Origin of the sequence: Alteribacter aurantiacus DSM 18675, from assembly GCF_000429705.1 — a bacterium.
Classification (GTDB): domain Bacteria; phylum Bacillota; class Bacilli; order Bacillales; family Salisediminibacteriaceae; genus Alteribacter; species Alteribacter aurantiacus.
In genome coordinates, this window is record NZ_KE386941.1 from 675,937 (window position 1) to 689,059 (window position 13,123).

Here is a 13,123-nt window from a genome sequence, read left to right on the forward strand (position 1 = left end):
CCGAAGAACAGCCTTAGAGCGGAATTCATAAACCTTAAGGCAAGGAGTGAAGGGGCAGTGAGTTTACTAATTGATTTAGAAAAAAAGGAAAATGTTCTCTGTGTTCGATTGGAAGGTGAACTTGATCATCACACAGCAAAGAAACTTCGTGAACGTGTCGACCAGGCGATGACAGAGCATCATCTAACACATATGCTACTAAATTTAGAGCAGTTAACGTTTATGGACAGTTCCGGTCTTGGCGTGATATTAGGAAGGTATAAGTTCATTCAAACGCTTGGAGGAGAAATGGTTGTATGCTCGATTTCTCCACAAATTAAACGTCTGTTTGATATGTCAGGGTTATTCAAGATCATTCGCTTGGAAACAGACGAAGATCGTGCATTATCTATGCTGGGGGTGGCGTCATGAGAAATATCATGAAGTTGGCATTTAGTGCAATCAGTGAAAATGAATCTTTTGCAAGGGTTACGGTTGGAGCTTTTATTGCCAAGCTCGATCCGACCATGGATGAACTGACAGAAATTAAAACCGTTGTCAGTGAAGCTGTAACAAACGCAATTATTCATGGCTATCCAAACGAAGGCAATGGCATGGTTAAAATCGAAGCGGAATTAAGTGACGACACGGTACGAATTTTAATTGAAGATGAAGGCGTTGGAATGAATAATGTTGAGGAAGCAAGACAGCCTCTTTATACTTCCAAACCTGAGTTAGAAAGAAGCGGAATGGGCTTTACAATTATGGAGAACTTTATGGATGATGTGGTAATCCGTTCGGAACCGATGGTCGGTACGACGGTACGTCTCACCAAGCGCCTTTCTAAACAAAAGGCCATGTGTAATTAGGGGTATGTTATGGAAGTAAATGTAAAGCAAAAGCAGAAGAAAGAGGTGTTTCTGAAGGACGAGGAGCTAAAGCGCTTAATTGCTGAAGCACAAGAGGGAAACCAACAATCAAGAGATCGCATCGTAAGTTCCAACACTCGCCTCGTCTGGTCGGTAGTGCAGCGGTTTTTAAACCGGGGTTATGAGCCGGACGATTTGTTCCAAATTGGATGTATCGGTCTGATAAAATCGGTAGATAAGTTTGACTTGAGTTACGATGTGAAATTTTCGACATATGCTGTTCCTATGATTATTGGTGAAATTCAACGTTTTCTCCGTGACGACGGGACGGTTAAAGTGAGTCGCTCCATCAAAGAAAGTGCCAATAAAATCCGTAAGATGAAAGAAGAGCTCACAAAGACTCTTGGGCGTGTTCCAACGGTTAATGAAATTGCAAAGAGTTTGGATATGTCTCCTGAAGATGTGGTTTTTGCACAAGAAGCAAGCAGAAATCTTACATCCATACATGAGACAGTCTATGAAAACGATGGAGACCCAATCACTCTCTTAGATCAAATCTCTGACCAAAATGAAGGCAAGTGGTTTGATAAAATTGCATTAAAAGATGTCATTGAAAAGTTGGAAGAGCGGGAAAAACTCATTGTTTACTTGAGGTATTACAAAGATCAAACCCAATCAGAAGTCGCAGAACGTCTTGGTATATCACAAGTACAAGTATCAAGGCTTGAGAAGAAAATACTTAAACAATTAAAAGACCAACTGGGTGAGTAGACCCGGTTGGTTTTTTGCGTGCGCTCCTTACTCCTTATGCATGATGTGTTTCCTTTCAACTCATAATAAAAGGAACAGGCGTGTGAGAAGGGGTGAGGGAAATGGATGAAAGAGTCTACGTACGTTTAAAAGCGCGAATTAGAGCAAAGAAACCTGATGAGCTGTTGCTAAAAGACATTTCTCAACTCATTGCAGATGAACCCGTACTTGAAAGAATTGGTTCAATCCCTATTAAAGAAGCGATGACAGATGGTCAAGGAAGTCCTATTGTAGTGGACTCCATGAAAATAGTTGAATTAATTCTTGCAACGTGGCCTGAAGCTGACATTCAAGTTGTCGGACCGATCCAAACGATTATTTGGCATGAGATTCAAAAACAGCCGATGAAGCCACTCCTGTTTAGTATGGTTTGGTTCTTATTGTTCGTAGGATCGGCACTTGCCATTATGAACTTTCATGAAGATGTGAGTATGTCAGGGGTACATAAAAAATTGTACAAAGTTATCACTGGTACAGAGGTGGAACATCCTCTCTGGTTACAGATTCCTTATTCATTTGGTTTGGGTCTTGGTATGATTCTTTTTTTTAATCATTTGTTCAAAAAGCGAATTAACGATGAACCAAGTCCCCTTGAGATGGAAATGTTCAATTATCAAGATAATATCGACCGGTACGTGGCTCTAAATCATAAGAATCCCATGGAGCAGGAGAAAAACAATGATTGACCTTGTTATAACTATCTTAATTGGTTTGGGAGGCGGCATTGCAGTAGGTAGCGGTTTGGTCGCATTTATAACTGTACTTGGCATTATTCCAAGGCTAGCTCAACTTACTAATACGAGTAAAGCTGTAACAAAGTACGAAAGTGCTGTCATTATTGGGGCTCTTGGTGGGGCATGGATGAGTTTAGGTGATCCTGCGTTACGTTTGCCTGCGTTTTTTACGATCCCAGTAGGACTTGCAGCCGGTATGTTTATCGGTCTCTTAGCAGCCGCGTTAACAGAAGTGCTCAATGTATTTCCAATATTGGCAAAGCGAGTAGGTGTAGCCGAAAGAATATCTTGGCTTTTGTTTGCGATCGTATTCGGAAAAATAACGGGATCGTTGTTTCACTGGTTGTACTTTTATCCCATGAGGTGAGTGTAAATGAAGACAAATGAACAAATCATGAAAGACAGGTTTGAAGAACGTCGCAAGAAAATGACGTCCGACCGTCCGTGGGTAAAAAACGCACTCATCGCCTATCTTGTAGGAGGCGCATTGGCTGTTCTCGGTCAATGGCTATTTAATAGATACATGATTTGGTTTGATTTGACGGAAAAAGAAGCTGTCAATCCCGTCTTGGCTACGTTCATCTTTTTTGCTTGTTTACTTACTGGATTTGGTGTGTTTGATAAGTGGAGTGAAAAATGGGGAGCAGGTCTCATCGTGCCTGTAACTGGGTTTGCGAATTCGGTTACAAGCAGTGGGATGGAGGCGCGAGCGGAAGGGATTGTGTTTGGAGTAACGGGCAATATGTTTCGCATTGCAGGGGTGGTTCTCGTTTTCGGGGTTGTGTCTGCTTATCTGGTTTCATTTATAAGAGTATTGATTGAAACCTTGATCAATTAACGGAGGACAAGTGATGAAAGATATAAAGCAAACGTGGATGTTTAATAATCCGGTATACATTGAAGCCGCCGCTAGCGTTTCTGGTCCAAAAGAAAAACTAGGGCCGATTGGTCGGTTTTTAGATAAATCTTTTAGCGACTTATATTGCGGGGAAAGCACATGGGAAAAAGCTGAGAGAGCGCTAATGAAAGAAGCGGTTACCCTTTGTCTCGGTAAACAGTCAACCCAAGTCGATGATGTGGGGCTTTTTATCGCTGGAGATCTCCTAAATCAAAATGTAACAAGCCATTACACGGCAAGGGAATACCCGTGGCCTTATTTAGGGGTTTTTGGTGCGTGTGCAACCTCAATGGAAGGGATCGCGATTGGAGCAATGTCCATTCAATCAGGGATGGTGAGTCGGGTATTAACTGCAGTATCGAGCCATTACGGTGCCGTGGAAAGGCAATTTCGCCTACCTCTAGAGCACGTAAAGCAGCATCCGAAAACAGCAATGAGGACAGTAACGGGTGCTGGAGCGGCCCTTGTTTCGACTAAAAGAAGTCCAATCGCCATTCGCTCGGTGACAATTGGAAGAGTGGTTGACTGGGGAATGAAAGATCCGTTGGACATGGGGCAAGCGATGGCACCGGCTGCATTTGATACGTTCAAAAAGCATTTAAAAGAAACAGGAAAAACGGAAAATGATTATGATCTCATTATTACAGGTGACTTGAGCATGTTTGGCTCGAGACAGTTTCTTGAACTATGTGAAGAAGACGGCTTCTATATTACCGACCGTTATCTTGATGGGGGTAACACAATCTTTGGCTACCATCCTGAAGGATTTGCCGGTGGAAGTGGTGCTGCCTGTAGTGCCCTAGTCCTCTATGGTTACGTTTTTCACAAGATGAGAAGTGAGCATTGGAAGAAAGTGTTGTGCATAGCAACCGGCGCTCTGTTTAACCCTTTAACAACGAGACAAAAAGAGACCATTCCATGCATTGCTCATGCAGTTGAATTTGAATTAGCGGATGGTTTGGAGGAATAAAGCACATGGAGTATCTCTCAGCTTTTTTAGTTGGTGGCTTATTCTGTTTTATAGGTCAACTTTTCATGGATATTGGGAAATGGTCTCCTGCTCATATTATGGGTGGTTTTGTAATAGGAGGAGCGCTTCTTGACGGCTTTCATTTATATGACAGACTGATCGATTTTTCGGGTATGGGAGCCCTTCTACCCATTTCAAGTTTTGGACATTTCCTTGTTCATGGTGCCATGACGGAGGCAGAGCATTACGGGTTTCTTGGAATAGGAATGGGTATTTTTGAAGTGACTTCCGCTGGCGTTTCAACTGCTATTTTATTTGGATTTTTAGCAAGTGTAATTTTTAAGCCTAAGGGGTGAGAAAAGGGATGGGAACGAAAAAGCGGGTTATATTAATCACTGACGGAGATACTGCAGCTCGAATGGCAGTTGAGCGAGCTTCTAAAAAACTACATTGCTTTTGTATTTCTAAATCAGGAGGTAACCCAAGCCCTTTGACTGGTGAAGCGCTTGTTGATCTCGTTTTGGAATGCCCTGGAGACCCTGTGATTGTCTTATTTGATGATTGTGGGTACCCGGAGGAGGGACCTGGAGAGAAGGCCCTTCTTACAATCTGCCAACACCCTGACCTCACTATTCTTGGTGCCATAGCGGTTGCATCACAATCGTATTCCCATGAATGGGCAAAAGTGAACTTTTCCATTGATAGAAATGGAGAACTTACGGAGTATGGGGTGGACAAAGACGGGATTGTTGATACTGAAATCGGGCGCATCCGTGGTGATACAGTGTATGTTCTCGATCAAGTTGACATCCCAATTGTAATTGGGGTTGGAGACTTAGGCAAAATGGGAGGGCGTGATTCTATTGATAAAGGAGCCCCTATTACGACGCAAGCTATAAAAACAATCTTGGAAAGGAGCGATCCATAATGGCGGATAGGCATGAAGATTTATCTAAAGTTGATCATCCCGTTTCACGTAATATCATCGACAATGAACGAAGGATGAAAGAGCGTGTTGGCATCGGAAAGAGTTTCGATGTCGGTGTAAGGAAACTACATATTCTGGACAAAGAAGTACAGTTTTATTTTGTGAATGGCTTATGTGATACACAATACATTATTGAACTCTTACGAGAATTAATGTTTATTGACGTAGCGGATAAAAAGAAAAGCAATGTTCGAGACCAAATTGAGAATCATTTGGCCCATATGCAAGTAGAGCATGTGGACACATTAGATGATGCCATTCGTCAAATGCTCTCCGGACTTATCTCTATTTTTATCGATGGTGAAGCCCAGTCCATTATTGTAGACGTTCGTAAATATCCTGGTCGAGGTCCGGAAGAGCCTGATCTTGAAAAGGTAGTAAGAGGAAGCCGGGACGGATACACGGAAAACATTATTGAAAATACAGCTCTAACACGAAGACGGATTAGGGATGAACGTTTAAGGAACGAAATCATGCAAGTAGGAAGGCGATCCAAAACGGATATTAGCCTTTGTTACCTTGAAGGTGTTGTAGACGAAAACTTGGTTAAAGTCGTAAAGAAAGAGCTAGAAGGAATCGATATCGACGGATTAACCATGTCTGATAAGCTTGTAGAAGAATTCATAGTGAAACAAGGAAACAACCCGTTTCCTTTAGTGCGATACACTGAAAGGCCGGATGTAGCGGCTACGCATATTTTAGAAGGGCATTTGGTGATTATTGTTGACGCATCACCTAGTGCCATGATCTTACCTACTACTTTCTTTCATCATGTTCAACATGCGGAAGAATACCGGCAAGCGCCTTTTATCGGAACGTTCTTGCGTTGGGTACGTTTTGCAGGCATTGCCTTTTCATTATTCATCTTGCCTCTATGGTTGTTAATGGTTGTGGAACCGAGTTTATTGCCTGAAGGATACGAATATATCGGTCCTGATGAAACAACAAATGTACCAATCTTTTTGCAGATCGTACTGGCAGAACTGGGGATTGAACTTCTCAGGATGGCGGCCATCCATACCCCTTCACCACTTGCAACCGCCCTAGGGTTAGTTGCAGCTTTACTCATAGGTGAAATTGCGATTGAAGTAGGGTTATTCGTACCGGAAGTAATCCTTTATGTAGCAGTAGGTGCAATCGGGATGTTTGCTACGCCAAGTTATGAACTAAGTATCGCTCTTCGGGTTATGAGACTTGGGCTGTTGGTGGCTGTAGTATTATTCAAGGTTCAAGGATTCGTTATTGGAACGACCGCTTTATTCTTATCTCTTGCAGCAATTAAATCCCTGAACGTTCCTTACATGTGGCCGTTCTTACCGTTTTATCCTAAAGCCTTGATGGACATTGTGATGCGTCAGGCCGTTCCAATGAAAATGAAACGTCCAAGCATCGTTCATCCTCAAGAATCGGTTAAACAAGCAAAATCGAAAACATAAACTTAGTGTGAGCCCGTAAGGATTAATGCCTTATGGGTTTCTTTATGATCACTATCGGTTAATGGATCATTCTTTTCGTAGGTTGTTACATCAAATTACTTGCTCCCAAAAAAGAAGTGTGGTAAAGTTTTGACTAAGTTATTTGGAATAAAGATATTACAAACTTCATATTTCTCATGTAAGTCATGAGGTAGAGGAGCAAAAAGAATGAGTAAGCTGTCCGAGTGTTGGAGCACGGTGACGACAGTGGAAAGGTCAATTTGCCGAAGAAAGATGAAAACTCCATCGTTTTATCTTTCTGGGGTGTTGTTGAAAAAACAACGCACTGTCACTACATTAGTAGTGGAGCACTATCCGGATGATAAAAGGACAAATGAGCCATCCAAAGGTAATTAGTGCATCCATGCATTAATTACCTTTTTTTATTATTTGTTTGACGGAGTGCATAGATATTTGAAACATAAATTATCAGTGATTGAGGGGGACATGGACGATGAAAACGAAAAACCACGAGGTAAACAATAAAGGGAACCTCTCAATAAACGGCGTAGATACAACTTATTTGGCGGAGAAATATGGTACGCCCCTGTATGTGTATGATGTTGAGGACATTTGTGATCGTGCAAATGAATTTAAAAGAGCATTCGAACAGGAAGGCATTGATTATCAAGTAGCCTATGCAAGTAAAGCTTTCAGCTGTGTAGCGATCGTTCAGCTGATGGATGAGCTTGGACTAAGTTTGGACGTTGTTTCAGGTGGTGAATTGTATACGGCACTGGAAGCAGGGTTCCCGCCGGAAAGGATCCATTTTCATGGAAATAACAAATCGCCTGATGAAATTGAAATGGCTGTTAAAGCAGGCATTGGGTGCTTTGTGGTTGACAATTTTCACGAGTTGACTTGGTTGACAGGAATAACCCAAGCGTTGAATTCTGAAATGAAAGTGTTGTTGCGTATTACCCCTGGTGTCGAGGCACATACACACGAATACATTAGCACAGGCCAAGAAGATTCAAAATTCGGATTTGATATTACGAGCGGTCAAGCTGAAAAAGCGATTCAAATGGTGGATCAAGAAGAGCGACTTGAATTATTGGGCGTTCATTGCCATATTGGTTCACAAATATTTGAAACGAGCGGATTTGTTTCCGCTGTTAATGAAGTCTTTCGTCATTTGAAAGTTTGGAGAGAAAATACAGGATTTACACCTAAAGTTGTGAACCTAGGTGGGGGATTCGGGATCCGCTATAACGAGAGTGATGAACCTTTACCACTAGGGGAATATGTTCAAGCAATGGTAAAAGAAGTGAAAGAACATGCAAAGGAAGGGAACTTCCCGATTCCTGAAATATGGATTGAACCGGGTCGTGCCCTTGTTGGTGAAGCGGGAACCACCCTTTATACTGTCGGGTCTAGAAAAACAATACCAGGGATTCGCGATTACATCTCTGTTGATGGTGGGATGACAGATAACCTTCGTCCGGCTTTGTACCAAGCAAAATACGAAGCAATTGCTGCCAATAAGGCAGCAGAAGAAAAAACAGAAACAGTGTCTGTTGCTGGGAAGTGTTGCGAATCCGGTGATATGCTCATTTGGGATGTTCAAACACCAAAGCTTGAACAAGGCGATATTCTCGCTGTTTTATCTACAGGAGCCTACGGTTACTCCATGGCGAACAATTATAATCGAATTCAACGACCGGCAGTTGTATTTCTCGATCAAGAGGAAGATCACTGTGTCATTGAAAGGGAGACTTATGCGAACATGACTCAACTCGATCGTCCTTGGAAGAAAATCCAAACGAAAACGAAGGTTTTCAGTTAATTTATAGGAACGAATTTGGCTAACCTGTTTAAAGCAGCACCTAACCTGTTTAAATTAAACATTAACCTGTTTAAACGTGCCTTCAATCTGTTTTAGCTTACCCCTCGCTCCACATAACACATCAAAAGGTGCCTAAAGGATTCGTCAATTCCCTCGTTTTAGGCACCTTCATTTCTTTTCGAGCTCGTTTATAGTAAAATGGACAAGGTTGGTACATACACTTTTTTAGAAGAGAGGACGATTAAAATGAAAAAAGGAACAATCGTTTTAGACAATGGAAACAAACTTGCTCTTGAGTTCTATCCTGAGGCAGCACCAGGTACTGTTGAAAACTTTGAAAAGCTTGCTAACGAAGGGTTTTATGACGGTTTAACATTCCACCGTGTTATTCCAGGTTTCGTAGCTCAAGGGGGATGCCCAATTGGGAACGGAACAGGCGGCAGCGATAAACAAATCAAATGTGAAACGAAAGGAAATCCTCATAAACATGTACAAGGAACCCTTTCAATGGCTCATGCCGGGAAGGATACTGGAAGCAGCCAGTTCTTCATCGTTCATGAACCTCAGCCTCACTTGGATGGTGTTCACACTGTTTTTGGACAGGTAACAGAGGGCATTGAAGCAGTACTTGATATCAAAGCTGGGGATGTCATGCAAGAAGTTCGTGTTTTTAACGAAGAGTAATTAAGTTTTGTAAAAGGGCTCCTGCGATATGGAGCCCTTTTCTCATTTGCAAGAGTAAGATCTCCACAACTCGCATTTTCACCATCGTATGTTTCGTTCGCCGTGTAACGAGGATTTCAGGTATCACAAACTCATCTTGGCAAGGTGTATTTAACTTACATTTATACTCAATTACCGGCGAATTACACCCCGGATGCCCTATTAAACCATACAAAAAGCCGGAAAATTCCACACAAAAATGTAAACGCTTCCGTTTTTGTGCATATTTCGACCACACCAGAAAGTTTTGTGATATACTATACAAAACGAAAACGATTTTCCTTCGGGGTCGGGTGAAAATCCCAACCGGCGGTGATGAGGTGCATCTCGCACCCTAAGCCCGTGACCCGTTTTATGCACAAGCACGAAACGGTGGATTCGGTGAGAAACCGGAGCCGACAGTATAGTCTGGATGGGAGAAGGAAACAGTGAAAAAACCGGTGAAAACTGTCATGGCACCAGTGTGTCTTTTTACACACGTGCAGAATTTTCTGCAAGAATGTCCATTTCGGCTCACGCGGGCTTCTTTCTCATTGTTTACTTTAGACCAAACCTGAAGGTTCATCCTTCAGGTTTTTTGTTTTTATACTATAGACAATCACGAGGCCATCGTGCTTAACACATTCCAGGAGTGAAAGAGTATGCTCGATGAAAGATATATGAAACTAGCTCTCGAACTTGCCAAGTCAACGGAAGGGCAAACCTCCCCAAATCCTGTAGTAGGTGCCGTTATTGTTAAAAACAACCAAGTGGTAGGGGTAGGTGCCCATCTCAAAGCAGGTGAGCCCCATGCGGAAAAGCATGCACTAGCGATGGCGGGAGATGAGGCAAAGGGATCTACTATTTACGTGACGCTCGAGCCTTGTGCCCACCACGGAAGAACACCTCCGTGTGCGGATGCTTTAGTTGAGGCACAAGTGGCAAGAGTCGTTGTAGCTACGAAAGATTCTAATCCTAAAGTGGCAGGCAAAGGGATTGAAAAGTTACGAAAAGCGGGTATTTTGGTTGATGAAGGGGTTATGGAAAGGGAAGCAAGAGAATTAAACACGACGTTCTTCCATTTTCTAAAAGAAAATCGCCCCTTTGTCACATTAAAATCAGCTACAAGTCTTGATGGTAAGATTGCAACGTCAACAGGAGAAAGCAAATGGATTACAGGTCCTGATGCCCGGTTTGATGTTCATAGACTTAGACACCAAAATGATGGGATATTGGTTGGAGTTAACACTATTCTTGCTGATGACCCGGCTCTTACTACTCGTTTGCCTGGTGGAGGAAATCATCCGATCAGGATTGTCCTTGATCACACCCTTAAGATTCCACTTGATAGTGTCGTTGTGACCGACAAAACGACCCCTACATGGGTCATTACGAGCCACAAGTATGACTTTGAAAAAAAGACAGCTCTTGAATCTATGGGCGTACCTGTCTTTTCTCTTCCTTCTGCCACAATAGAAGTGGATGATTTACTAACCGTGTTAGGAAATCAAGGAGTGACGTCATTATTAGTTGAGGGAGGCGGACGAGTCAACGACAGCTTTTTAAGGTCTGGCCTCTTTGACAAAGTCATCGTTTACATGGCACCCAAATTGATCGGCGGCGACAATGGTTATTCGTCCTATGCTGGGATTGGTATTGAGAGACTGTCTGACTGTGTAGATTTGAGAATTGAGGATGTTACTATGATCGGCAAGGATTTAAAGATAACGGCAGTGAAGGAGGAAAGCTGATGTTTACGGGTATTATAGAAGAAAAAGGAACAATTCAATCGATTCGTCAAACAGGAGAAGCAATTGTCATGAGAATAAAAGCTCCCCATATTTTAACGGACGCCAAGCTTGGAGACAGTATTTCTGTTAACGGTGTTTGTCTCACGGTGACCTCTTTTGATGATGAATCATTTACAGTCGATATTATGCCGGAAACCGTCCGGGCAACAAGCTTGAAACTGCTTTCCAATGGCTCGTCTGTAAATCTTGAACGTGCTATGGGAGCGAATGGTCGCTTCGGCGGACATTTCGTAACAGGACATGTGGACGGCGTAGGGACAATTCGATCAAAGCGAAAAGAAGCAAACGCCGTTTATTATGAAATCGAAGTCAATGAACACCTCAGGCGACATATGATGATGAAAGGTTCCGTTGCAGTAGATGGAACAAGCTTAACCATTTTCGGAGTGGATGCTACTTCTTTTTTAATCTCGATTATTCCGCACACCTTGGAAGAGACGATTATTGGCTCAAAAGGTCCTGGAGATATCGTCAATATTGAGACGGATATGCTCGCAAAGTATATGGATCAGCTCCTATCGAGGTCACAAAATACCGATAAAGATGCATCCGATAAACTGACAGAATCGTTCTTGAAAGATCACGGGTTCTAATAAAACAAGACAGATAAGAAAGACCCCCTTTAGACACATGGATTATAAAAGAGAGGTCGTGAAATTATGATCAAATTTGATCTTATTGAAGAAGCAATTTATGACTTGATGCAAGGTAAAATGGTTATTGTATGTGATGATGAAGACCGTGAGAATGAAGGGGACTTTGTTGCACTGGCAGATAAAACCACTCCAGAAGTAATCAACTTTATGATTACTCACGGCCGTGGACTTGTGTGTACACCTATTACTCAAAGTCGTGCAGAAGAGTTGGACCTCGTACCAATGGTAGACCACAATACGGATCCACATGGTACAGCATTCACTGTAAGTATCGATCATCAATCGACAACAACAGGAATCTCTGCACATGAAAGGGCTGCTACCGTCCAAGCCCTTATAAATCCTCACAGCAAGGGAATTGATTTCAAAAAACCTGGACACATTTTCCCTTTGATTGCAAAGGACGGTGGTGTATTGCGCCGGGCAGGTCATACGGAAGCTGCCGTTGATTTAGCAAGGTTGTGCGGGTCCGAGCCGGCAGGTGTCATCTGTGAAATAATCAAAGAAGACGGATCTATGGCGAGAGTACCTGATTTAAGGAAAATTGCAGATGAACATGATCTGAAAATGATCACAATAAAAGACTTGATTCAATACAGAAATCGAAAAGACAAGCTTGTGAAAAAAGAAGTGGAAATTACTCTTCCTACAGAATTCGGTGAATTCAAGGCAGTAGGATATTCTAATATTGTAGACGGTAAAGAGCATGTTGCCCTCGTTAAAGGGGAAATCAATCCAGAGAAGCCAACACTTGTCCGGGTTCATTCGGAATGTTTGACCGGTGACGTCTTTGCTTCTGAACGTTGTGACTGTGGTCCTCAGCTTCATGCTGCCTTAGAGCAAATTGAAGCTGCTGGAGAAGGGGTTCTCCTTTATATGAGGCAAGAAGGCCGAGGTATAGGCTTGTTAAATAAAATGAGAGCTTATAAACTACAAGAAGAAGGTCTTGATACAGTTGAAGCAAACGCTAAGCTTGGGTTTGCGCCGGATCTTCGGGATTATGGAATTGGAGCTCAAATTCTTCGTGACTTAGGGGTAAGTAAGATGAAGTTATTAACAAACAACCCTCGTAAAATTACAGGCTTAAAAGGATATGACTTGGAAGTCGTGGATCGAGTAGCACTTCAGCTCCCCCACACGAAAGCAAACGAACGTTATTTAAAAGCAAAGAAAGATAAGTTAGGTCACATGCTCCACTTATAATAGTCACTTCTTTTTAGACGGGACGTTGATCGTCAGGACAATCGATGAGGATGGGGCACAGAGGAAGTGTTTGGTCAATACACTTAAACACTTCTGCCCTACCAAAATCGATCCATGTGAGTGAAGAACAATAATAAGACTTGAAGTACTGCTTGTCGATGGTGTATGTTCCGTTTATACATATAAGAGTGATGGAGAAGAAAGACCTCTTAAATAATGAGAGCTAATTTAACTTATGGAGC

15 protein-coding genes and 2 riboswitches are annotated in these 13,123 nt (G+C 42.4%); all 15 genes read left to right on the forward strand.

What is annotated here, in order from left to right:
* Positions 1-57 precede the first annotated feature (57 nt).
* The 15 genes from spoIIAA to G476_RS0106685 all read left to right on the forward strand — a co-directional run bounded on the left by spoIIAA (position 58) and on the right by G476_RS0106685 (position 12,881).
* Positions 58-411 carry an anti-sigma F factor antagonist gene (gene spoIIAA, locus G476_RS0106615; RefSeq protein WP_026689401.1) on the forward strand — a complete coding sequence of 118 codons (354 nt, stop codon included), beginning with the start codon at positions 58-60 and terminating at the stop codon, positions 409-411.
* The gene (gene spoIIAB, locus G476_RS0106620) at positions 408-848 is read left to right on the forward strand and encodes an anti-sigma F factor (protein WP_026689402.1); all 441 of its coding nucleotides are present in this window, start codon (positions 408-410) and stop codon (positions 846-848) included. The genes spoIIAA and spoIIAB overlap by 4 nt, the downstream gene beginning before the upstream one ends.
* Positions 849-857: 9 nt before the next feature.
* Positions 858-1,619, forward strand: coding sequence for an RNA polymerase sporulation sigma factor SigF (gene sigF, locus G476_RS0106625; protein WP_026689403.1), 762 nt, complete (start codon positions 858-860; stop codon positions 1,617-1,619).
* Between the two features lie 101 nt (positions 1,620-1,720).
* Positions 1,721-2,344, forward strand: coding sequence for a stage V sporulation protein AA (locus tag G476_RS0106630; protein ID WP_026689404.1), 624 nt, complete (start codon positions 1,721-1,723; stop codon positions 2,342-2,344).
* Complete coding sequence (locus G476_RS0106635; RefSeq protein WP_026689405.1) at positions 2,337-2,759, forward strand: stage V sporulation protein AB; 423 nt, start codon at positions 2,337-2,339, stop codon at positions 2,757-2,759. The genes G476_RS0106630 and G476_RS0106635 overlap by 8 nt, the downstream gene beginning before the upstream one ends.
* A 6-nt stretch (positions 2,760-2,765) precedes the next feature.
* Positions 2,766-3,230: a stage V sporulation protein AC gene (gene spoVAC / locus G476_RS0106640; protein ID WP_026689406.1), complete on the forward strand. Its 465-nt coding sequence runs from the start codon at positions 2,766-2,768 to the stop codon at positions 3,228-3,230.
* Positions 3,231-3,243: 13 nt separating this feature from the next.
* On the forward strand, positions 3,244-4,260 hold the full coding sequence (spoVAD, locus tag G476_RS0106645; RefSeq protein WP_026689407.1) for a stage V sporulation protein AD: 1,017 nt from the start codon (positions 3,244-3,246) through the stop codon (positions 4,258-4,260).
* A 5-nt stretch (positions 4,261-4,265) separates the two neighbouring features.
* Positions 4,266-4,616 carry a stage V sporulation protein AE gene (spoVAE, locus tag G476_RS0106650; protein WP_026689408.1) on the forward strand — a complete coding sequence of 117 codons (351 nt, stop codon included), beginning with the start codon at positions 4,266-4,268 and terminating at the stop codon, positions 4,614-4,616.
* Between the two features lie 8 nt (positions 4,617-4,624).
* Positions 4,625-5,188, forward strand: coding sequence for a stage V sporulation protein SpoVABEA (spoVAEA, locus tag G476_RS0106655; RefSeq protein ID WP_026689409.1), 564 nt, complete (start codon positions 4,625-4,627; stop codon positions 5,186-5,188).
* Complete coding sequence (locus tag G476_RS0106660; protein ID WP_026689410.1) at positions 5,188-6,684, forward strand: spore germination protein; 1,497 nt, start codon at positions 5,188-5,190, stop codon at positions 6,682-6,684. The genes spoVAEA and G476_RS0106660 overlap by 1 nt, the downstream gene beginning before the upstream one ends.
* Before the next feature lie 183 nt (positions 6,685-6,867).
* Positions 6,868-7,045, forward strand: a riboswitch (Lysine riboswitch).
* Between the two features lie 132 nt (positions 7,046-7,177).
* On the forward strand, positions 7,178-8,509 hold the full coding sequence (gene lysA / locus G476_RS0106665; RefSeq protein ID WP_026689411.1) for a diaminopimelate decarboxylase: 1,332 nt from the start codon (positions 7,178-7,180) through the stop codon (positions 8,507-8,509).
* 246 nt (positions 8,510-8,755) lie between these two features.
* On the forward strand, positions 8,756-9,193 hold the full coding sequence (locus tag G476_RS0106670; RefSeq protein WP_026689412.1) for a peptidylprolyl isomerase: 438 nt from the start codon (positions 8,756-8,758) through the stop codon (positions 9,191-9,193).
* Between the two features lie 314 nt (positions 9,194-9,507).
* Positions 9,508-9,660, forward strand: a riboswitch (FMN riboswitch).
* A gap of 213 nt (positions 9,661-9,873) precedes the next feature.
* Entirely contained in the window at positions 9,874-10,962 is a 1,089-nt protein-coding gene (ribD, locus tag G476_RS0106675) for a bifunctional diaminohydroxyphosphoribosylaminopyrimidine deaminase/5-amino-6-(5-phosphoribosylamino)uracil reductase RibD (protein ID WP_026689413.1), read from the forward strand.
* Entirely contained in the window at positions 10,962-11,615 is a 654-nt protein-coding gene (ribE, locus tag G476_RS0106680; RefSeq protein WP_026689414.1) for a riboflavin synthase, read from the forward strand. The genes ribD and ribE overlap by 1 nt, the downstream gene beginning before the upstream one ends.
* Before the next feature lie 66 nt (positions 11,616-11,681).
* Positions 11,682-12,881, forward strand: a complete 1,200-nt coding sequence (locus G476_RS0106685; protein WP_026689415.1) for a bifunctional 3,4-dihydroxy-2-butanone-4-phosphate synthase/GTP cyclohydrolase II — start codon at positions 11,682-11,684, stop codon at positions 12,879-12,881.
* The last annotated feature ends 242 nt before the right edge of the window (positions 12,882-13,123 follow it).

Excerpts from the sequence above, each read along its gene's own strand:
- spoIIAB (WP_026689402.1), top strand. The coding sequence starts at position 408 with ATGAGAAATATCATGAAGTTGGCATTTAGTGCAATCAGTGAAAATGAA.
- sigF (WP_026689403.1), top strand. The coding sequence starts at position 858 with ATGGAAGTAAATGTAAAGCAAAAGCAGAAGAAAGAGGTGTTTCTGAAG.
- G476_RS0106630 (WP_026689404.1), top strand. The coding sequence starts at position 1,721 with ATGGATGAAAGAGTCTACGTACGTTTAAAAGCGCGAATTAGAGCAAAG.
- G476_RS0106635 (WP_026689405.1), top strand. The coding sequence starts at position 2,337 with ATGATTGACCTTGTTATAACTATCTTAATTGGTTTGGGAGGCGGCATT.
- spoVAC (WP_026689406.1), top strand. The coding sequence starts at position 2,766 with ATGAAGACAAATGAACAAATCATGAAAGACAGGTTTGAAGAACGTCGC.
- spoVAD (WP_026689407.1), top strand. The coding sequence starts at position 3,244 with ATGAAAGATATAAAGCAAACGTGGATGTTTAATAATCCGGTATACATT.
- spoVAE (WP_026689408.1), top strand. The coding sequence starts at position 4,266 with ATGGAGTATCTCTCAGCTTTTTTAGTTGGTGGCTTATTCTGTTTTATA.
- spoVAEA (WP_026689409.1), top strand. The coding sequence starts at position 4,625 with ATGGGAACGAAAAAGCGGGTTATATTAATCACTGACGGAGATACTGCA.
- G476_RS0106660 (WP_026689410.1), top strand. The coding sequence starts at position 5,188 with ATGGCGGATAGGCATGAAGATTTATCTAAAGTTGATCATCCCGTTTCA.
- lysA (WP_026689411.1), top strand. The coding sequence starts at position 7,178 with ATGAAAACGAAAAACCACGAGGTAAACAATAAAGGGAACCTCTCAATA.
- G476_RS0106670 (WP_026689412.1), top strand. The coding sequence starts at position 8,756 with ATGAAAAAAGGAACAATCGTTTTAGACAATGGAAACAAACTTGCTCTT.
- ribD (WP_026689413.1), top strand. The coding sequence starts at position 9,874 with ATGCTCGATGAAAGATATATGAAACTAGCTCTCGAACTTGCCAAGTCA.
- ribE (WP_026689414.1), top strand. The coding sequence starts at position 10,962 with ATGTTTACGGGTATTATAGAAGAAAAAGGAACAATTCAATCGATTCGT.
- G476_RS0106685 (WP_026689415.1), top strand. The coding sequence starts at position 11,682 with ATGATCAAATTTGATCTTATTGAAGAAGCAATTTATGACTTGATGCAA.